This window comes from Rahnella rivi (genome assembly GCF_019049655.1).
Lineage (GTDB): Bacteria > Pseudomonadota > Gammaproteobacteria > Enterobacterales > Enterobacteriaceae > Rahnella > Rahnella rivi.
The window spans coordinates 1-19,475 of record NZ_JAFMOX010000031.1 but is presented as its reverse complement, the minus strand read 5'-3'; the positions used below and the strand labels follow the sequence as shown (position 1 = coordinate 19,475).

At 52.1% G+C, this 19,475-nt stretch carries 25 protein-coding genes and 1 other annotated feature; of the genes, 6 read left to right on the top strand and 19 right to left on the bottom strand.

What is annotated here, in order from left to right; translation table 11 throughout:
- Positions 1 to 20: 20 nt before the first annotated feature.
- From J1779_RS00410 to J1779_RS00345, 15 genes are all read right to left on the bottom strand, one after another.
- Positions 21 to 983, bottom strand: coding sequence for a phage tail protein (locus tag J1779_RS00410; RefSeq protein WP_056772757.1), 963 nt, complete (start codon positions 981 to 983; stop codon positions 21 to 23).
- Positions 973 to 1,587: a phage tail protein I gene (locus tag J1779_RS00405; protein ID WP_217202559.1), complete on the bottom strand. Its 615-nt coding sequence runs from the start codon at positions 1,585 to 1,587 to the stop codon at positions 973 to 975. The genes J1779_RS00410 and J1779_RS00405 overlap by 11 nt, the downstream gene beginning before the upstream one ends.
- Positions 1,580 to 2,488 (bottom strand): baseplate assembly protein, encoded by a 909-nt coding sequence (locus J1779_RS00400; RefSeq protein ID WP_217202558.1) that lies wholly within the window; start codon positions 2,486 to 2,488, stop codon positions 1,580 to 1,582. The genes J1779_RS00405 and J1779_RS00400 overlap by 8 nt, the downstream gene beginning before the upstream one ends.
- 5 nt (positions 2,489 to 2,493) lie before the next feature.
- Positions 2,494 to 2,844, bottom strand: coding sequence for a GPW/gp25 family protein (locus tag J1779_RS00395; RefSeq protein WP_056772748.1), 351 nt, complete (start codon positions 2,842 to 2,844; stop codon positions 2,494 to 2,496).
- Positions 2,841 to 3,482: a phage baseplate assembly protein V gene (locus J1779_RS00390; protein ID WP_122096168.1), complete on the bottom strand. Its 642-nt coding sequence runs from the start codon at positions 3,480 to 3,482 to the stop codon at positions 2,841 to 2,843. The genes J1779_RS00395 and J1779_RS00390 overlap by 4 nt, the downstream gene beginning before the upstream one ends.
- Positions 3,483 to 3,563: 81 nt before the next feature.
- Complete coding sequence (locus J1779_RS00385) at positions 3,564 to 4,025, bottom strand: phage tail protein (RefSeq protein ID WP_217202557.1); 462 nt, start codon at positions 4,023 to 4,025, stop codon at positions 3,564 to 3,566.
- Positions 3,988 to 4,230, bottom strand: a complete 243-nt coding sequence (lysC, locus tag J1779_RS00380; RefSeq protein ID WP_338019842.1) for an Rz1-like lysis system protein LysC — start codon at positions 4,228 to 4,230, stop codon at positions 3,988 to 3,990. Before lysC ends, J1779_RS00385 begins: the two co-directional genes overlap by 38 nt.
- Complete coding sequence (lysB, locus tag J1779_RS25440) at positions 4,121 to 4,546, bottom strand: Rz-like lysis system protein LysB (RefSeq protein ID WP_238484995.1); 426 nt, start codon at positions 4,544 to 4,546, stop codon at positions 4,121 to 4,123. Before lysB ends, lysC begins: the two co-directional genes overlap by 110 nt.
- Entirely contained in the window at positions 4,547 to 5,056 is a 510-nt protein-coding gene (locus tag J1779_RS00375; protein ID WP_217202555.1) for a lysozyme, read from the bottom strand.
- The gene (locus J1779_RS00370; protein ID WP_056772733.1) at positions 5,037 to 5,258 is read right to left on the bottom strand and encodes an HP1 family phage holin; all 222 of its coding nucleotides are present in this window, start codon (positions 5,256 to 5,258) and stop codon (positions 5,037 to 5,039) included. The genes J1779_RS00375 and J1779_RS00370 overlap by 20 nt, the downstream gene beginning before the upstream one ends.
- Positions 5,249 to 5,452, bottom strand: coding sequence for a tail protein X (locus J1779_RS00365; RefSeq protein WP_217202554.1), 204 nt, complete (start codon positions 5,450 to 5,452; stop codon positions 5,249 to 5,251). The genes J1779_RS00370 and J1779_RS00365 overlap by 10 nt, the downstream gene beginning before the upstream one ends.
- A 206-nt stretch (positions 5,453 to 5,658) precedes the next feature.
- Positions 5,659 to 5,853 carry a hypothetical protein gene (locus J1779_RS00360; protein ID WP_056772726.1) on the bottom strand — a complete coding sequence of 65 codons (195 nt, stop codon included), beginning with the start codon at positions 5,851 to 5,853 and terminating at the stop codon, positions 5,659 to 5,661.
- Positions 5,854 to 5,965: 112 nt separating this feature from the next.
- On the bottom strand, positions 5,966 to 7,795 hold the full coding sequence (locus J1779_RS00355) for a replication endonuclease (protein WP_238484994.1): 1,830 nt from the start codon (positions 7,793 to 7,795) through the stop codon (positions 5,966 to 5,968).
- Positions 7,796 to 7,999: 204 nt separating this feature from the next.
- On the bottom strand, positions 8,000 to 8,221 hold the full coding sequence (locus J1779_RS00350) for a TraR/DksA C4-type zinc finger protein (RefSeq protein WP_072158067.1): 222 nt from the start codon (positions 8,219 to 8,221) through the stop codon (positions 8,000 to 8,002).
- Positions 8,221 to 8,496, bottom strand: coding sequence for a DUF5347 family protein (locus J1779_RS00345; protein ID WP_183850141.1), 276 nt, complete (start codon positions 8,494 to 8,496; stop codon positions 8,221 to 8,223). Before J1779_RS00345 ends, J1779_RS00350 begins: the two co-directional genes overlap by 1 nt.
- A 169-nt stretch (positions 8,497 to 8,665) precedes the next feature.
- On the opposite strand from J1779_RS00345, the gene J1779_RS00340 reads away from it, so the two are divergent.
- The 3 genes from J1779_RS00340 (at position 8,666) to tyrA (ending at position 11,754) form a co-directional block, all read left to right on the top strand.
- A complete protein-coding gene (locus J1779_RS00340; protein WP_217202552.1) occupies positions 8,666 to 9,256 on the top strand; it encodes a phage repressor protein CI in 591 nt (196 codons plus the stop codon).
- Positions 9,257 to 9,549: 293 nt separating this feature from the next.
- Positions 9,550 to 10,626 (top strand): 3-deoxy-7-phosphoheptulonate synthase, encoded by a 1,077-nt coding sequence (locus tag J1779_RS00335; protein WP_056772717.1) that lies wholly within the window; start codon positions 9,550 to 9,552, stop codon positions 10,624 to 10,626.
- Between the two features lie 6 nt (positions 10,627 to 10,632).
- Entirely contained in the window at positions 10,633 to 11,754 is a 1,122-nt protein-coding gene (tyrA, locus tag J1779_RS00330; RefSeq protein ID WP_136376212.1) for a bifunctional chorismate mutase/prephenate dehydrogenase, read from the top strand.
- 60 nt (positions 11,755 to 11,814) lie between these two features.
- On the opposite strand, the gene pheA is transcribed toward tyrA, so the two are convergent.
- From pheA to bamD, 4 genes are all read right to left on the bottom strand, one after another.
- Positions 11,815 to 12,969 carry a bifunctional chorismate mutase/prephenate dehydratase gene (gene pheA, locus J1779_RS00325; protein WP_056772712.1) on the bottom strand — a complete coding sequence of 385 codons (1,155 nt, stop codon included), beginning with the start codon at positions 12,967 to 12,969 and terminating at the stop codon, positions 11,815 to 11,817.
- A 53-nt stretch (positions 12,970 to 13,022) separates the two neighbouring features.
- Positions 13,023 to 13,147, bottom strand: a sequence feature (Phe leader region).
- On the bottom strand, positions 13,099 to 13,146 hold the full coding sequence (locus J1779_RS25755; protein WP_369794779.1) for a hypothetical protein: 48 nt from the start codon (positions 13,144 to 13,146) through the stop codon (positions 13,099 to 13,101). Its footprint overlaps the feature before it by 48 nt.
- Before the next feature lie 133 nt (positions 13,148 to 13,280).
- Complete coding sequence (gene raiA, locus J1779_RS00320) at positions 13,281 to 13,625, bottom strand: ribosome-associated translation inhibitor RaiA (protein WP_056772708.1); 345 nt, start codon at positions 13,623 to 13,625, stop codon at positions 13,281 to 13,283.
- Between the two features lie 316 nt (positions 13,626 to 13,941).
- Positions 13,942 to 14,676 (bottom strand): outer membrane protein assembly factor BamD, encoded by a 735-nt coding sequence (gene bamD / locus J1779_RS00315; protein WP_056772705.1) that lies wholly within the window; start codon positions 14,674 to 14,676, stop codon positions 13,942 to 13,944.
- Between the two features lie 130 nt (positions 14,677 to 14,806).
- On the opposite strand from bamD, the gene rluD reads away from it, so the two are divergent.
- From rluD to clpB, 3 genes are all read left to right on the top strand, one after another.
- A complete protein-coding gene (gene rluD / locus J1779_RS00310) occupies positions 14,807 to 15,784 on the top strand; it encodes a 23S rRNA pseudouridine(1911/1915/1917) synthase RluD (RefSeq protein WP_122096176.1) in 978 nt (325 codons plus the stop codon).
- Positions 15,784 to 16,521 (top strand): purine nucleoside phosphorylase YfiH, encoded by a 738-nt coding sequence (yfiH, locus tag J1779_RS00305; RefSeq protein ID WP_217202551.1) that lies wholly within the window; start codon positions 15,784 to 15,786, stop codon positions 16,519 to 16,521. The genes rluD and yfiH overlap by 1 nt, the downstream gene beginning before the upstream one ends.
- Positions 16,522 to 16,651: 130 nt before the next feature.
- Positions 16,652 to 19,225, top strand: a complete 2,574-nt coding sequence (gene clpB, locus J1779_RS00300; protein WP_217202550.1) for an ATP-dependent chaperone ClpB — start codon at positions 16,652 to 16,654, stop codon at positions 19,223 to 19,225.
- Positions 19,226 to 19,475 lie beyond the last annotated feature (250 nt).

Genomic DNA, 19,475 nt, shown 5'->3' with positions numbered 1-19,475 from the left:
AAGTATTATATTCTCGTGAGTTAATAGCCAATTGCAATGTAATTTAAATTGAATCCACCGCTACCACTCATCCAAGCCTGAAATCCTGTTTTTGTTTGAGAGCCAGCAATTATACCATACGACATATTTAAGTCGCGTACTGGTCCACCAATAGTTGCATCTGCCCAAGTTAAATTGACTGTTGCTGAACTGACAAATGCTGTTGGAAAATTAACGTTCATTAAATTGATACCAATTGGATATCCGAAAGTTCCTCTTTGTATAATCAGACCTCCTACAGTTTTGACCCAATTGCTTCCAAAACCCTGCATACTCATATCAGGAATCTGGTTTGCTCCAGTACCGACCCCACGTTTTGCTGCTTCACCTAAACTTAAATTTTCAAGCACCTTAGCTACAAGATTCTTATCTTTTATTTCTTTTAACGCATTGGCTATTTGCAAATACTGGCTGTGTGGATTCGCTGCCGCCACATGCTTCGCCATCAGATCATCAGCATAGGCTTTCACTTCAATCACTTTATCATCGACATATTTGCGCGTTGCCAGCACCACAGAGGGATCGATTTTTAACGTCACGGCTTCTGTGCTGTTCACCACTAATATCATGCGTACGGTTTGGGTACGGCCGCTGCCTTCCTGGAGTTGGGGTTTATAAGTCTCCGGGCAGTTGGCGATGGCAATCAGCGTATTGTCCTGATCGAATAAGCCAATTTCGCGGATCCAAAATCCACCCTGATCTTCCGGAATGATCTGTTCAGCAATGATCTGGTTGGTGTTCGCCGGATCAACGCTGAGTGAGTTGAGCGCAGCGCGACGTTTTTCGCCGATCAGTTTTGTTTGTGCCGGATCGGGTGTTGGCAATACTCCACCGCCATCGCCCACTGCCATTTGCGTCAGGCTAAGTTGCGTACCGAGCGCCGTCGCATTGGCCAGTTTTGCTGCGCCCAGATTGGTCAGCAGAGCATAATATTTAGCTGTCATAATTTACTCTCAGGTTGTCGATTAAATGGATTGCTGAACCGGTATATGCAGAGCCGGACGCAGTAATGGTTTCAGGGAAATAGGGATAAACGGTCAGCTCTTCGCCGTCGTAGGTGGCGGCGGCCAGATAAAAATCACCCGTCACATCCAGATTGATAGACAGGCCGATCAGGTGGCGACTACAGGGTTTTGCATCTGCAATCAGACGTTCCAGTTCCTGATACATCTCCTCCGTGATACCCGTTTCCAGCACGCCGACATCGAGGCGAAAAGTGCCCGGAACATCGTGCGTCTGCCACCACTCGGTGACGCGAATTAAATATCCCAGCGGTTCAACGACCCGGCGTAAGGCGCCAATGGTGCCTTTATGTTTATGAACGAACCAGGCGGCGCGGACGGCTGAGCGCTTTGCCGGTTCAGTCCAGTTTTCGTCCCAGCGATCAACGGAAAATGCCCATCCGAGATAAGGCAGTAATTCCAGCGGACAGGCATCCGGATCCCAGAGTTCCCGCAGAGGAACGGCGATATTGCCGATTTGCGACAGAGCCTGCACCGCCGCTATTTCAAGCTGAGTGGAGCCGGAAGGCAGAAGGCGATCATTCATCCGAGCCTCCGACCGTGAGCGAATAGGCTGTACATAAAGAGGCCTGGGTTTTATCGAGCACGATATCTGCCAGCGGAGAGGCAAGCTCAACCCGCTGAACGCCTTCAACATGCAGAGCGGCATAGATGGCAGAAAGCCGGATGTCCCTGCCTAAACGGCTTTGCGTATTGATATAAGTTTTCAGCTGGGCTTCAGAGGCCGCGCGCACCGGCTCAATCTCCGGTGTGGGTAAGACATACAGCACGGCGTCAATCTGATAAGGCACAATCTCTGCCGCCTGCACGGTGACGCGATCGGCGACAGGCCGGACATCTTCGTCGTTCAGCGCTTTCTCTACGGCAACGAGCAAATCGTCGGCTGCCACACCGTCGTTATCACGTGACAAAATGGTGACGGTCACTTCTGCGGGAGACGGGCTGATAGCGGATGCATCCGCAATGCGTCCATCTGCTGAGCGCGCATGATATTCGTAAGCCCCGGTCGGGCCTGCCACACTCAGCCCTTCGAATGCCTGAGGAATACGCACACGCAAATCGCTATCGGCTTCTAAAACGGCGGCTGTTGGTGGGATTGTGGTGTTATTCGCCGGTTGTAAAATCAGGCGCTGAACGTTGAAATTCGCCGCCAGCTGATCCAAATCACTGCCCGTCGCATACGCCACCATCACCGCCCTTGCGGATTCGTTGACGCGCTGGCGCAGGATCAGTTCGCGGTAGGCGTTCTCCTGCAACAGCTTGACCAGCGGTTCGGACTCCAGTGTCAGCGTGCGGCTGATGGCTTCCTGCTGGTCGGCCGGGTAGAGGGAGATCAGCGTCGTTTTACGTTCTTCAAGCAGGCTTTCATAATCCAGTTGTTCGACCACATCGGGGGCCGGTAACTGGCTCAAATCGATCGTTGCCATAAGTGTCAGCTCACAGGAATGTTCAGGGAGAAATCCGTCGCCGTATCGGTACGGCTTCCGGTCAGTTCCACCACCATCTTGCCGGTGTAATCGGAGTCGAAAGTGATGGCATTCAGTGAGATGCGTGGCTCCCACTGCAGAAGCGCGGTGTAGCAAATTGCGGTCATTTGCAGCCGCAACGCGCCGTTTTGCGGCTGGTCAATCAGTTCAGAAAGTAGCGAGCCGTAATGGCGGCGCATCACACGGGAACCCACCGGTGTAGTCAAAATGTCGCTCACGGACTGGCGGATATGGTCGAGATCTTCAATTGCCGTGCCGCTGTTTCTGTCCATTCCCAGGTATTTTGGTTTGCTCATTGCGGACCTCCCGTCTGGCCACCGCCGGTCTGGACGCCGCTGTGGCGGTGGGTGTGCACAATAATGCCGTTGGATGTCAGGCTGCCGCCGCTGTGAATTACATTGCCGGTCAGCGTGCCGCCTTGTTTGACCTCGAGTGAGCCGGTGGTCAGCTTGCTGGTGCAAACCACTTCCGGCGTATCCAGGGTGATGCGCGTACTGGCGGTGCAGCGGATTTCAGGTGCTGTGACCTCCACGTTCTGCGATGCATTGATCACCGCCGTTTTGACGCCGGTGACTTTCAGCGCGCCGCTTGCCGGTTCGTATTCAAAAATGGCGCCGTCCGGAAAGGCCAGATGAAGGGCATCCGCCGAAGCCGAAGGTGCGGGCGAGGCATCCGAAAAAACAGCCGGTAACACGAATGCCGTATTCAGTTCGCCGCCCATCGAGAGCAGCAATACCTGTTCGCCGACAGAGGGCGCCCACCAGCTGCGCGTACGGCCTGCGCGGTGCGTCATCCACGGCAGCCAGGCCGTCACGTTGCTGCCCGTCGCGACACGGCAGCGGGCGTTAGCCAGATCCAGTTCTGAGACATTACCGATGCGCACCAGATTGCCAATCAGCCGCATTATGTCGTTGAGTTGAAGAGTCGTATTCATGGGATAAAGGATGCCGTTTCAGAGGGTTGAGCGACAACCGATGGCCGTTCGGCCGCGGCTGACACAACAAGGTTTATCGGGTCATACCGTCCAGCTGCTGATCAGTTCTCCGTTAAGATAAACCTGACGCGGCAGCGCCATGTTTTCCGGCAGCGGCGGTTCAGGCAGGTGAGTGATGGTGCGAACATCACCTGTATCGGAAACCTGCACGCGCTCGGTCAGTTGCAGCGTCAGCACCAGGCTGCCCGCCTGCTGAGTGAACGTGAAATCATTCAGCCGGTGCAGGGCGTTGCCAAGAATTTCAGGCTGATTAACCTGCAACCAGTCGAGAACGGTGACCACGGCCAGATCAACCAGGGTTTCGCTGAGCGCGTCGTCTGTAAAAGTCAGCGTCAGCGGATAGCGGTACTCAAAAGAAAGCGACGGCGCTGATGTGGCGACCACCTTGCCGGGGCCGGTGGCGAGCATCAGTTTTTCAGGTGCGGCTGCAAGCAGCGGGATCTGTTCAATCAGCCGTTGTTGCAACTGAATCGGTTTTTGCATGTTGTGCCTCCTGACACTTTTTGATGGCTTCAATTTGTAAGCCGCAGTCCATCAGCGCAGATTCCAGCTGAAGAATGTCGGCGCTCAGATCCTGGTTAGTGACGGGATGGCTGGCCGGAATCGGGCAGGCGGTGACCGCCGGACAGCCAACGTAAATAATCGCTGGCGGAGCTGAAGGCGGGGCGCTGGTGCAACCGGCTAATATCAGCAGGCAGCCCGCCGTCAGCCCACTGACGGTTTTGCGCATTAACATGAAGGCTCCTTTGTCTTTGCTGTTCGCGGGTTTGCATTATTTGCCGGGCGGAACTCAGGTCTTCGCGTAATGCCAGTTCAGCCTGTTCGCGCTGGCGCATTTGTTGGTTCAGTTCAGTGATCGTCTGCTCACGTTGTTGCAGTGAAATCGCCAGCGCGTCGCGTTGCTGAGCGGCGTGGTTGAGATCGTGCTGTAGTGAGCGATTGGAAAGCAGCAGGATGACGATCAGCAAAATCATGACGGTCAGAATGACCAGTAATATGCGCATTCAGACCCCTTTCAGGCAGAGAGCTCGTTCGGCGTTTCGCCTGCGTTCCAGACCCCGGTTGCGGTCACCGTTGACGAAAACCCATCGTGGCAGCTGGTCACAGGCTTGTTGCCATTGTTGCTTGTTGATGAAAAACGCCAGTGTTGACTGACACGCAGCTCCGGTGCCGACGTTAAAACTGAATGACACCACGGCATCAAAAACCGGCTGCGGCATCACGCCCGGCATGCATTTTTTGATGGCGCGCTCGGTTCGCTGAATATCTGCCAGCAGGTTTTCAGCGGCCTGATGTTCGGTTATCTCCCGTGCCGGTTTAACTCCTGCCGTGTGGCCGATACCGCTGGTCCATACGCCAGCGCTGCACTGATAGGGTTGCAGCTGACAGCCTTCAAAATCGGTGATCAGCCGTAAACCTTCTTCCGAAACCTGTAATGACGTGTAGCCTGGCAGTGCCGCCATCAGCCCTAACACCACCGCGGCACTGCAGCGTTTAAGAGTTGAGGTTTTCATAGGTGTCTTTGTTCAGACCGTTGCGTGCCAGCAGCTGAAAGCTTTTGCGCCGGTAGTACCAGTTAACTAAAAAGGTGCCGATACCGACGGCGGATCCAATCAGAAAGGCAATGTCCTGCGAGGTGATACCCGCCAGCCAGGTCAGTGACGTGGCGATGAAATATGCGCAGGCTGAGCTGATGCGTTCGGTATTCAGTCCCATAATTTGAGTATTTCCTGCTGGGTTTGCTCCGCGACATCCGGCATGTCGATGGCGGTGCCGTGGGGTAACAATGCGCCCAGATCGGCAATGCCTTTATTCGCCGCATAGACTTTCTCGACAACAACAGCGGTTCGGCCGTAATAACGCCAGCACATGGAATCCACTGTGTCGCCCTGTTCTGCGTAAAGTTTCATGGGGGTTCTCCGCGGGTGAATGAAATCGTCAGAAGGTGATTTCAGTCTGCGCAAGAGAGAGGAAGGCGGCAACGTAAGGGGGTTGTGAAACTATTGGCACAACAAGAAAGGGGGGATGGACGAAAATGGCGGGGCGCTTAGTCCGGCCTGAAAGGGGAAGGGTAAGCGCCGGGTATGTGACAAACACCGCCCGTAGTCTCTGGCGATCAGTGGGCGTCGTCAGTGCTCCCGTTATAGAAGAGTGCATCCTGATGTTCGTCCGTCAGAGCCTGGCTGGCCAGTTCCGATATCAGTGACATCACGACCAGAAATTCTTTTGGATTGCACTGCGCCGTCTGCGAAATGTCTGCGATCAGTTGTATCCTGGACAACGTTAGCTGTTGTTTAGTCAGGTTTTCCATTTTCTCCCCTCGCCAGATACTGTGTTTATATACAGTATTCTTTAATTGAGTTAATACGTCAACACTCTGCGCATTTTAAAAAATATAATTCATTGAATTTATAGATTAATTTTTATTGGCTCGGATTTTGTATAGATAACAGCTTTAAGGGCGAAGCCAGCGATCCACAGTTATTGACAGAACTCCAAGGCGGGCACAATGCCGGGATTGCCTGTGATCTTTCAGGTGAAGAGGGCCGGCGGCGGACGATTCGCCAGCGTTCCGTGTGAGTGGAGAAAATGTGCGAAGCGCCAAGATGCGGGGCGTAGATACCCACGACTTTATTTTGGGGTTCGCCATAGACGTTCAGTTCATCGGTCTGCTGGCGGGCGACCCGTACGGTGTGATCTTTTCGCCCGATATGAATGCCGCCCTGCGCATGAATGTAAGCGGCATAGTCGCCGCTATCAGCCGCGCAGCGTACGGCTTCGACCCGCGTATCAAACTGGCAGGCAAGGCTGATATGGCGGATGCGGCGACACTCACGGTATGCGCCTACGGAGGGGATACCGATGGCGTGAAACTGCGGGATCCGCCATGTGGACGCCCAGGCCGTGACGGAAGTGGCGACGTCAGTCAGCAGACGACCCGAATCAAAATCGGTTTCACCTTCCAGCGCGTAACCGTCGATATTTTTAGCCACATATTTGGCAATGTATCCTGCCGCTCCTCCCCGGTTGAGCGGCTTGCAATTGAAACGCGACACGTCGGCACCCGGCTCCTGCGCGTCTTCCTCAAGGGCGTATTTGCGCATGACGTCGATGACTTTTTGCTGCTGCGCCGGTGGCGTAAACAGCATCATGTGCCAGTGCGGCGTGCCGTCGTGATGGGGTTCCACGACCCGTACGCCGTAGACCTTCAGATTTCGGTCTTTGAACGTGGTGCGGATTTTCGCCCAGACAGCGACCAGATAACGCTGCGCATCTTTCGGCGTAAACGCCTGCGCATCCCATTTATGGTTAAACTGCGGGGCAGAGTGCGGGCCGGTGGTTTTCATCGGATGATATTTTGAAGGCGTGGTCAGGGTAATAAACAGCCCGCGATCCTGTTGCTGATCCGCAACGTCCTCGACGCCGGCAATCAGGGTCATGAGCTCCATGCGGCGCAGTTTTGGATTGGAAATACTGGCTAAAACCGTGTCCAGCAGACTCAGCTTTTCTCCCGACTGGATATTTTCGATATCGCACTGCCGAAGATAATTCAGCGCCGACAGACGACGTGATACCACATCGCGAATGGCATTTTTGCTTGCGTAAGGCGACGTTGCACGGCTCACGTAACCACAGGCAATCATCAGGGCTTCCCGCCACAGACGCTGCTGCGCGCGTAATTGTTTCTCCCACCAGTCGCCGCTGACCAGACGTAACATGCTGGCGACGGCGGTATGGGCTGTTAACCGGCCATTTTTAAAGGCGCGCCAGTAAAGCGGCAGAACGCGACAGGCGCGCGCCATCGCGGCAAGGTGACCATAAATTTCATTTTGCGTGCTGTCTCTCAGCAGAATGTCCGGTTCTGCGGGGTGGCTTTTCAGCCACTTTTCACACTGATACTCACAGGCATCCTGCATGGCAATCGCCAGCTGATTCGCCAGACGTTTCAGGCTGTTGTCATTCAAATCAGGTAAACAGTTAAACGTCTCTTCTGCGGCAAGATGCTTTTGCGAGATGTATCGCGAATACTGATGGCGTTCATTCACCCGCTGTATGCGTGGCCAGAGACGCTGCATGAACACCGTCATCAGAAAGTGAAAGGCAGGACGGACGCCTTTGGTGTTAAGCAAAAACTGATAACGCTGCTGTAACGGCGTGCGCAGGCAGCGCGGCAGGGTGGCGATAAGTGAAAGTGCAGCCTGCTGGCGCTGGCAGAAATCCCGTGTCAGCGGTTTTTCAAGAGGGCACGTCATCGCCGGTCGCGGTGCATTCCACCACCATAAACCCTGAAAGGGTTTATCCGTTGTGTCATTAATGGCAGGATGTGAGGCAGGGGAAATCCTAGCTCTTATATTATCAGGCATGGCGTTAATTCCGTCATAAAAGTAATAGAATGCCGCTCCCGAAAGTTAATATTTCAGGATAAAACTTTATTGAAATAACAGACGATGAATTAATTATATCGGGCGGTAATTCCTGCTTTTAATTTCATTAATTTCCTGACATTCAATACAACGCCGGACACCGTAAATTGCGCTTCGCCGCTGTTCCGGGATGGCCGTGTCACAGTCTTCACAAAAGAGGGCTGATGCGCTGTGCCGTGTTTGGGTTACCTTTGCAATCTGTTCTTCCAGTAACCTGAGCTGGTGTTCTTGTGATTCATCTATCCAGTCTGCCATCAGTAAAAATCTCCTCTTAATAATGATGAAAAATGACGTAGTGATAATAAAGCCTGAATTATTTTTAATTGTTCATCGGACGTCATTTCGGCATACGGAAGATGAACATGGCGGCGTTTAAGACCGGCATGAAAACACAATGTGGTTTTCCATTTATCAGGGGCATTATCAAATATGTTTTCGACCTTATTTCTCTTGTCAGAGAAATGGGTGTCTTTCAGATGGGCAATGTGACGTAAGCCCGTCTGGCGCTGTTGCTCTGTTCCTAAAAACATCGCGACTCCTCATTGACTGTCTTTAACGTTATGGCGAGATTTCTTACTGATCCTCCCCCCACGCTGTAAATTTGGTATCATGACGGGGTTCGGTATATTACATAAACAATCTAAACTTGCATTTGCGAGTTGTCAAGTTGGTATTTACAAGCCCAGGGGTTTTCGCCAGATGCAATTAGATGAACTCGAAGGAGGAAAAGCCGTACTGTCGCGCATGCTTCAGGCGTATGGCTTTAGCATGCAGAAAGAGTTGGGTGATCTGTATGGTTTGTCGTCTGGTACGATAAGCACCTGGGTGAGAAGAGATTATTTCCCCGGTGATGTGGTCGTGGCCTGTGCGCTGGATACGGGTGTTTCGTTGCGCTGGCTGGCAACGGGTAAGGGCACGATGCAGGATCCCGCCGTAACAGGTACCGGGGCAACGCAAGGCGTCCGGCAGCTTAAAAAGTTGAGATTGCGAGGCGGGGCGCTGGAGGATGAAGGTCTGTGGACCGCCGACTCTTCCTTGCTGGACGATTCCCTGGCTGAGCCGGCTTATATTGTTAAAGGCAACGACTCGTGGATTATCGATATGGGCAGCACCCATCCGGGCAATGGCCGCTGGTTGCTGGATATCGACGGTGATGTCGACGTTTATGACGTGGCGCGAATTCCCGGCAACCGCCTGAAAGTCACGCGTCAGGACAGCCATTTTGAGTGCAGCGTTGATGACGTCTCTGCGCTTGGACAGGTCTTTATCACTCTGGATCGTAACCTGTAATCGTTTCTCCCGGCTGCCGCAGGTGGCCGGTGTTATTCCCGCCGCTATCCTTCTCTTTTTACCCTCATTCGTTGCGACTTCCCTGTTAAGCAATAATGCCATGTAATGCTGGCGGTACACTCTCTTTGTCACTAATCGACATAATGTAAACTTTAATTTCCATTATGCGTTTTATATCCGGTAATTGGTAACCTTAAGTTTACAACTAAGGCTTGATAACTTTACGCGCTGTGTTAATGTTGTCCGCAGATGCCTGAGTGGCTGCCCATTTTCCTGAATAGCGAATCACTATCATGCAAAAAGATGCCCTGAATAATGTCCATATCACTGCTGAACAAATTCTTATCACGCCGGAAGAGCTGAAAAACCGTTTTCCGTTAAGCGTGAGTGATGAAACCAGCATTGCAGAAGCCCGTAAAACTATCGCGGATATCGTGCATGGCCGTGACCCTCGTTTGCTGGTGGTTTGTGGCCCATGCTCTATTCACGATCTGGATGCTGCGCTGGACTATGCGCGCCATCTGAAAACGCTTGCGGCTGAATTAAGCGATCGCCTGTACATCGTGATGCGCGTGTACTTTGAAAAACCGCGTACCACCGTGGGCTGGAAAGGGCTTATCAACGATCCGCACATGGACGGCACTTTTGATGTGGAAGCTGGTTTGCACATTGCGCGTAACCTGCTGCTGCAACTGGTCGGTATGGGCTTGCCGCTGGCGACTGAAGCACTGGATCCTAACAGCCCGCAATACTTAGGCGATCTGTTCAGCTGGTCGGCAATTGGTGCACGTACCACGGAATCTCAGACCCACCGTGAAATGGCATCGGGTTTATCCATGCCGGTAGGTTTCAAAAATGGCACTGACGGCAGCCTGGGTACGGCGATTAACGCTATGCGTGCGGCAGAAATGGCGCACCGTTTTGTGGGGATCAATCAGGCCGGGCAGGTTTGTCTGCTGCAAACGCAGGGTAACCCTGATGGGCATGTGATTTTGCGCGGTGGTAAGACGCCAAACTACAGCGAGCAGGACGTTAAGGCTTGTGAAAAACAGATGAGCGACGCGGGACTCCATCCTTCCTTGATGATAGATTGCAGTCACGGCAACTCAAACAAAGACTATCGTCGTCAGCCTGTTGTGGCTCAGTCAGTGATTGATCAGATTAAAGCAGGCAACCGCTCGATTACGGGCCTGATGCTGGAAAGCCATCTCAATGAAGGCAGCCAGTCGTCTGAACAACCGCGCTCAGAAATGAAATACGGCGTGTCTGTCACGGACGCCTGCATTAACTGGGAAACCACGGAAACCCTGCTGCGCACCATGCATCAGGAACTGGGCGACGCGCTGGCGGCACGAATCGCAGGAGAGTAAGTTTTTATGGTGGCAGAACTTAACGCGTTGCGCGATCAGATCGACGACGTAGATAAAGCGTTGTTAGATCTCTTATCACGGCGTCTGGCGCTGGTGGCAGAAGTCGGGGAAGTCAAAAGCCGTTATGGTTTGCCGATCTATGTGCCTGAACGTGAAGCAGCGATGCTGGCTTCACGTCGTCAGGAGGCGCAGAACCTGGGCGTTCCGCCCGATCTGATCGAAGATGTATTGCGCCGTGTGATGCGTGAGTCCTACTCAAGCGAAAACGACAAAGGTTTTAAAACGCTGCATCCTGAACTGCGCCCGGTGGTGATTATCGGCGGTGGCGGTCAGATGGGGCGGTTATTTACCCGGTTGCTGGAGTTGTCGGGTTATCAGGTCAAAATCCTTGAGCAGGAAGACTGGCCGCAGGCAGACACGCTGCTTGCCGATGCCGGTATGGTGATTGTCAGTGTGCCGATCCATTTGACGGAACAGGTCATTGCCCGTCTGCCGAAGTTGCCTGATGACTGTATTCTGGTGGATCTGGCATCAGTGAAAAATCGTCCGTTACAGGCGATGCTGGCGGTGCACGAAGGCCCGGTGCTGGGCCTGCACCCGATGTTCGGCCCGGATGTCAGCAGTCTGGCAAAACAGGTTGTCGTGTATTGCGATGGTCGCGAACCGCAGGCGTACCAGTGGTTGCTGGAGCAGTTGCAGGTTTGGGGCGCGCGTTTGCACAAGATAAGTGCCGTCGAACACGATCAGAACATGGCCTTTATTCAGGCATTACGACACTTTGCGACCTTTGCGTACGGCCTGCATCTTTCCGAAGAGAATGTTCAGATTGAGCAGTTGCTGGCGCTGTCTTCGCCGATTTATCGTCTCGAACTGGCCATGGTCGGAAGGCTGTTTGCGCAGGATCCGCAACTGTATGCGGATATTATTATGTCGTCAGAAAGCAATCTGGCGCTGATAAAACGTTACTACCAGCGTTTTGGTGATGCGTTAGCGTTGCTGGAAAATGGCGATAAACAAGCATTTATCGATAAATTCAGAAAGGTTGAAAACTGGTTTGGCGATTATGCCCCGCGTTTCCTCAAGGAAAGTGGTGCATTGCTGAGACAAGCAAACGACAACCGCAAGTAAGTTATCCATGATGAAAGAAAAGGGCGTTGCATCCGTGCAGCGCCCTTTTTATTTGCGTAATTACAGATCGACGGAGACGACGTTTTCGCTTGGATAACAGCCGAGCACTTTCAACGAGCGGGTGATCGGCGCCAGATCCTTCAGCGCTTTTTTCATCTCGTCTGAACGCAGGTTGGCCTGCACATCAATGTAAAACATCTCTTCCCACGGATTGCCATTGATCGGACGTGACTCCAGCTTGGTCATGATGATGCCTTGTTCACGCAACACCAGCAACGCGTTCACCAGCGCACCCGCCTGTTGCCCGGTCGCCATGATGAGCGTGGTTTTGGCCGGAACCTGATCTGTCACTTCAATCGCTTTGCGGGCCAGCACGATGAATCGGGTAATATTTTCCTGCTGATTAGCCAGGTTATGTTCCAGAACCTGTAACTGATACAACGCACCACCCGCTTCGCTGCCGAGCGCGGCAACGTGTGGAGAATTGGCGGCCGCCACTTTTTCCATTGCCGCTGCAGTGCTTTCGCAATATTCAATTTTCCAGTGCGGGAAGCGGTTAATGAACTGGCTGCATTGCTGGAACGGCTGCGGATGGCTGTAAACGGTCTGGATTTGCGACAAGTCAGTGTCGGTCGCTACCAGCACGCAGTGATTGATTGGGTTAGTCAGTTCACCCACAATCGAAAGGCTGGTGTGTTGCAGCAAATCGTAAACGTCGTTGATTGAGCCGGAACTGGTGTTTTCGATCGGCAACACGGCGTAATCGGCCTGGCCGGTTTCGACCTGAGAGAAGATATCCTGGAATTTCTGGCAGCCACATTCGATGAACTGATCGAAATGACGGGCGGCAAACTGACGCGCTGCAAGATGGGAGTAGGATCCTTTAGGGCCGAGGAAGGCTACACGGGCGGAATCAGAAGGGGTTTTATTCAGATGTTGCTGCAATAGCGCCTGCTGCGTCAGCACAGAATCTTCAATGATCAACTGATAAACGCGGGTGATGTAATGTCCGTCCAGCCCTTGTTTTTTTCCTTCCTGAATCAGAGTGTTAATCAGTTCTGCTTCACGTTCTTTATCGCGGATAGGGCGGTGAGAGTGCATTTTAGATTGCGCGACTTCTATCGCCATTGTGCGTCGCTCTGCCAGCAAGGCCAGCAGTTTCAGATCTAATGCGCTGATGCGTTCGCGCAGTGCCAGCAATGAGTTCTCGGTCATGTTGTTACCCTTTTAGATGTTCTTTCTTTCAGCAAAATGTGTAAAACGCAGGCATAAAAAAAGCCCCCTTTTCAGGAGGCTTTATTGTTCGTCTTCGCATTCATTCTTTCGCGACGAAACGCCTCCCAATCAGGGGAAGGTAAAAAAGAATGCGAAGAAAAACAGACGGGTATTCATGTATACATTGTTTCCATAAGTTTGAGCAGAGTCTTAAAGTAACCGCTGGGTTTTCCCTGTGTCAATAAGATTTCCTTTGGACACAAAAAACGCGCTCCAGGAGCGCGTTGTTCACAGACATGTTGTTAAGCCGGTTATTCCTCTTCTTCCTCCACCGGTTCAAGGTTCAATTCCTTCACACCGGACTCTGCACGGCGGGCTTCACCTTTGTGCTGCGCTTTGTTGAGCTGACGTTCAAGCTTGGCTGTCATCTCGTTAATCGCGGCATACATATCATCGTGGGTCGCACTGGCGATCAGCTGGCCGTTTGGCGTACTGATGGTCGCAACGGCGACAAATCCCTGTGGTTCTTTCGACAGAACAATGTGCGGGTTAATTAACTGAGTTTGCCATTTTTCCAGTTTTTTCAGACGGCCTTCGATGTGGTCACGAATAGCGGCAGTGATGTCCATTTGCTTGCTGGTAATGTTGACTGTCATATAATTTACCTCTCTTCTTTCCGTCTCCGATGAATCCAACATACCAGCCTTTTTTGTGAATTGCGTCCCCTGTGTCGTGGTTTTTTGTCACTTTTTGTCAATGGTGATGATTCTGTGACTCAGGGTAATGAATGGCGGGAAAGGTCTTGAGACTTGTCAGCGGATGAAGCATGATTGATAAGATCAGTGCGCTTTTCCTGATCTTCACTCCCATCATTTTCTGCTTGTTTTTTAATCCCTTCAGTTCGTGCCTTAAAAAAATCCAAAAAAAAAAACGGCAGCCAAAGCTACCGTTTTTGTGTTCGGACATTTGAAATTATGCAGCGCTGTTGGCGGCAATAATTTTCGCGACTTTATCAGCCTGGTTGTTCAGCTGCAGTTCGCGATAGGCACTTTCCATCAACGGCAGCGCGTCGTGCGTTGCCTGAGTATCCGGATAATCTTTCAGCATTTGCTCTACACGGTTAACGACAGCGACGTAAGCACCGCGTTTAGTGTAGTATTGCACCACTGACAGCTCGTATTTCGCCAGACGCTCTTTCAGGAATACCAAACGTTTAGTCGCATCAGTTGCGTACTGGCTGTTTGGATATGCGTGGATAAGCTGGCTGAAATCACGGAATGCCGCGCGTGCATGCTGCGGATCGCGGTCAGAACGATCAACACCGAAGAATCCTTGCAGTGCACTGTCATCCAGCGCCATATCCGTTAAACCACGCATATACATGACGTAGTCGATATTTGGATGGGTTGGATTCAGACGCATAAAGCGATCAATAGAGGCCTGAGCCATTGGCAAGTCAGCAGACTTGTAATAGGCATAAATCAGATCTAACTGAACTTGCTGCGAGTAAGGTCCAAATGGATAGCGGTTATCCAACGCTTCTAATTGCGCAATCGCCCCTTTAAAGTTACCGTCCTGCAGCTTTTGCTGGGCAGTGGCATAAAGGACGTTAGGCGGGTTATCGGGAACCGTTTCTTTGGAACTGGAGCAACCGACCAGCGCCAGGCTCAACGTGGCTGCTGCCACCAGATATTTCACACGCGTCATGACGTTTTGATTATCCTCAGGTGTTATTCTGGGAGACTGTCCGTTAAGCTCCCGACAAAGACCAGCTACAATAGCACATTATTTTAAACGGCATCGCCGTGAAAACCCAACGTTAACCAAGAAGCTGCATATGGCACAACAAGTACAACTCACCGCAACGGTGGCCGAATCTCAACTCGGTCAACGGTTAGATCAGGCTTTGGCCGAATTGTTCCCTGATTATTCAAGATCTCGCATAAAAGATTGGATCCTTGAAGACAGGGTCACGGTCAATGGCAAAAAAGTGACCAAACCAAAAGAAAAAGTGTTGGGTGGCGAGGCTATCGCAATCGATGCGCAAATTGAAGAAGAAGCGCGTTGGCTGCCACAAGATATCCCTTTAGATATCGTCTATGAAGATAACGATATTTTAGTCATCAATAAACCCCGCGATCTGGTTGTTCATCCGGGCGCAGGGAATCCAGACGGCACGGTACTGAATGCTTTACTGCATTACTACCCTGCGATTATAGATGTTCCACGTTGCGGCATCGTTCACCGTCTTGATAAAGATACCACCGGTTTGATGGTAGTGGCGAAGTCAGTCCCTGCGCAAACTCACCTGGTTGTTGCTCTTCAGGCTCGCGAAATCACCCGTGAATATGAAGCTGTGGCGATTGGTACAATGACGGCAGGCGGCACAGTGAATGAGCCGATTGCGCGCCATTCCACCAAGCGCACGCATATGGCGGTGCACCCAACCGGCAAACCGGCGACCACGCACTATCGCATTATGGAACATTTCCGCGCCCATACGCGTTTGCGTTTGCGTCTGGAATCTGGCCGTACTCACCAGATCCGTGTGCATATGGCGCACATTAACCATCCTCTGCTGGGTGACCAGCTGTACGGTGGCCGTCCGCGTTTGCCAAAAGGGGCTTCCGAGTCCTTTATCAATATGCTGCGCGGATTCGATCGTCAGGCTCTTCACGCGACAATGCTTCGCCTTTACCATCCGGTAACCGGTATTCAGATGGAATGGCATGCGCCACTTCCTCAGGATATGGTTGACCTGATTACGGCGCTGAAAGCGGATACCGAAGAGTTCAAGGATCAGATGAACTGGTAATGAGTGCGCTTATTCTGCCTCAGTGGCCGCAACCTCCTTCGGTTCGGTCATGTGCGACAACCCGTAAAGGAGGCATCAGTTTGCCTCCTTACGGTTCGCTCAACCTCGGCAGCCATGTCGGGGATGAGCCAGAGATCGTCTCGGCCAACCGGCAGCGCCTGATCGCGCTCGGCGGTTTACCTGCTGCACCGCACTGGCTGGAGCAGATACATGGCACCGATGTTGTTCGTCTTACTTCGCACACTCCCGTAGTGCCCACCCTTATTGCTGATGCTGCCTATACTTGCGAACCAGGCGTAGTTTGCGCTGCCATGACAGCAGATTGTTTGCCTGTGCTGTTTTGCAGCCGCTCGGGTGATGAAGTCGCGGCTGCACATGCTGGCTGGCGCGGATTGTGTGCGGGTGTGCTGGAAAACACGGTTGCGCAATTTGAAGCCGCACCTGAACAGATCATGGCATGGATGGGACCGGCGATCGGTCCTGCTCATTTTGAAGTGGGTGGCGAAGTGCGTGAAGCCTTTGTTGCTGCAGACTCTGCTGCATCAGCGGCTTTTACACCGGCAGGTGCCAAATTCATGGCCGACATTTACCAACTCGCACGGCTGCGCTTGCAAAGTGCGGGCGTCACCGCCATCTACGGCGGTGAGTATTGCACTGTGTCTGACAACACCCAATTTTACTCTTATCGACGTGACGGGATCACCGGACGCCAGGCCAGTCTGATTTGGCGGGTATAACCCTTTAAATCAATACCCTTCACCACCCATCCCGATAGTCCAATTAATATACTGATAAGATAACCTTGAAAACGTCAGGGTTGACCTCATCTATTCTCCAGTAGCAATTTTGTTCAGTATTGGAGGTGTTATGCGTCTGGATCGTCTTACAAGTAAATTCCAGCTTGCCCTCGCGGATGCTCAGTCTCTCGCGCTCGGGCGCGACAATCAATTTATCGAACCTGTCCACCTGATGAGCGCTTTGCTCACGCAGGAAGGCGGAACCGTGCGCCCTTTATTAACAGCTGCTGGGGTTGATACCCAGAAACTGCGCACGGAGGTTGATCAGGCTTTGGGGCGTTTGCCGCAAGTTGAAGGTACCGGCGGGGATGTTCAGCCCTCGCATGAACTGGTACGTGTTTTAAACCTTTGTGACAAATTGGCACAGCAACGTGCCGATACGTTTATTTCGTCAGAACTCTTTGTTCTGGCTGTTATGAAAGACCGCGGCTCATTAACAGATATGTTAAAAGTTTGTGGCGCAACGGCCGAGAAAATGACTGCGGCTATCGATCAAATGCGTGGGGGTGAGAAAGTGGATGATCAGAATGCCGAAGACCAACGTCAGGCATTGAAAAAATTCACTATCGATCTGACCGAACGTGCCGAGCAAGGCAAACTGGATCCGGTCATCGGTCGTGATGAAGAAATTCGCCGGACCATTCAGGTCCTGCAGCGTCGTACCAAAAATAACCCGGTTCTGATTGGTGAGCCGGGTGTAGGTAAAACGGCGATTGCCGAAGGTCTGGCGCAGCGGATCATTAATGGTGAAGTGCCTGAAGGGCTGAAAAACAAACGCGTACTGTCATTAGACATGGGTGCGCTGGTGGCCGGGGCGAAATATCGCGGTGAATTCGAAGAACGTCTGAAAGGCCTGTTGAGCGATCTGGCAAAACAGGAAGGTAACGTCATTCTGTTCATCGATGAATTGCACACGATGGTAGGCGCAGGTAAAGCCGACGGTGCGATGGATGCCGGCAACATGCTCAAACCTGCGCTGGCGCGCGGTGAACTTCACTGCGTCGGTGCGACAACCTTAAATGAATATCGTCAGTATATAGAGAAGGACGCGGCGTTAGAGCGTCGTTTCCAGAAAGTGTTTGTTGCCGAGCCTTCTGTTGAAGACACCATCGCTATTTTACGTGGTCTGAAAGAACGCTATGAGTTGCATCACCATGTTCAGATTACTGACCCGGCAATTGTCGCGGCGGCTACGCTTTCGCATCGCTACATTTCGGATCGTCAGTTGCCCGATAAAGCCATTGACCTTATAGATGAGGCTGCATCCAGCATCCGTATGCAGATGGACTCAAAGCCAGAGTCTCTGGACCGACTCGAGCGCCGTATTATTCAGCTCAAGCTGGAACAACAGGCGCTGAAGAAAGAGTCTGATGATGCCAGTGTGAAACGCCTGGAGATGCTGGAAACGGAGCTTAACCAGAAAGAGCGTGAATACTCTGAGCTGGAAGAAGAGTGGAAAGCTGAGAAAGCCTCATTGACGGGGACGCAGAATATTAAAGCTGAGCTGGAGCAGGCTAAGATCACGCTTGAGCAGGCACGCCGTGTTGGCGATTTGGGTCGGATGTCTGAATTGCAGTACGGCAAAATACCTGAGCTGGAAAAACAGCTGGCTGCAGCGACTCAGGCCGAAGGCAAAACCATGAAGCTACTGCGTAACCGCGTCACTGATGTGGAAATTGCGGACGTGCTGGCGCGCTGGACAGGGATCCCTGTCGCCCGGATGCTGGAAGGTGAACGCGAAAAACTGCTGCGTATGGAAGCGGAACTGCACAGCCGGGTGATCGGTCAGAACGAAGCGGTTGAAGCGGTATCGAATGCTATCCGTCGTAGCCGCGCAGGTTTGTCGGATCCAAACCGTCCGATCGGGTCATTCCTGTTCCTCGGTCCGACCGGTGTGGGTAAAACAGAGTTGTGTAAAGCGCTGGCGACATTCCTGTTTAACAGTGATGACGCGATGGTCCGCATCGATATGTCAGAGTTTATGGAGAAACACTCCGTTTCACGTCTGGTCGGTGCGCCTCCGGGTTATGTCGGTTATGAGGAAGGGGGTTACCTGACTGAAGCGGTTCGTCGTCGTCCTTACTCTGTCATCTTATTAGATGAAGTAGAGAAGGCGCATCCGGATGTGTTCAACATCTTATTACAGGTGCTGGATGACGGACGTTTAACTGACGGACAGGGCAGAACGGTCGATTTCCGTAATACCGTTGTGATCATGACCTCTAACCTGGGTTCTGACATCATTCAGCAGCACTTTGGTGAGGCCACCTATGCGCAGATGAAAGAGTCGGTAATGGAGGTTGTCACTCACAACTTCCGTCCGGAATTCATCAACCGTATAGATGAAGTCGTGGTATTCCATCCGCTGGCTCATGCGCATATCAAAAATATCGCGAAAATTCAGCTGGAGCGTTTGTACAAACGTCTCGAAGAACACGGCTACTCAGCAACGCTGACAGATGCGGCCCTGGAGTTGCTCGGGAATACCGGATTTGATCCGGTTTACGGTGCACGCCCATTGAAACGTGCCATCCAGCAGCAAATTGAGAACCCGCTTGCCCAGCAAATCTTGTCGGGTAAGCTGATTCCAGGTAAGCCAATTGTTGTTGATGTGGAAAATGATCATATCGTCGCAAGGCAGTAATCGAAGGCTATAGAGGTCAAAACGGGCTCCAAAGTAATTTGGAGCCCGTTTTTTATGCGTATTTTGAACGTTATTAATCCATTTGCTTTATTTGTGAACGGTCGGAAAAGTATTTTCAATAAACCCTTGCGGCCTGCTCAGAACTCCCTATAATGCCGCTCCATCGACAGGGAACAACGTGAACAACATCACGAAGTAACCGGGTCGGAAAGATTAAAAACAGTGATGACCGGATGAAATAAACGGTTGA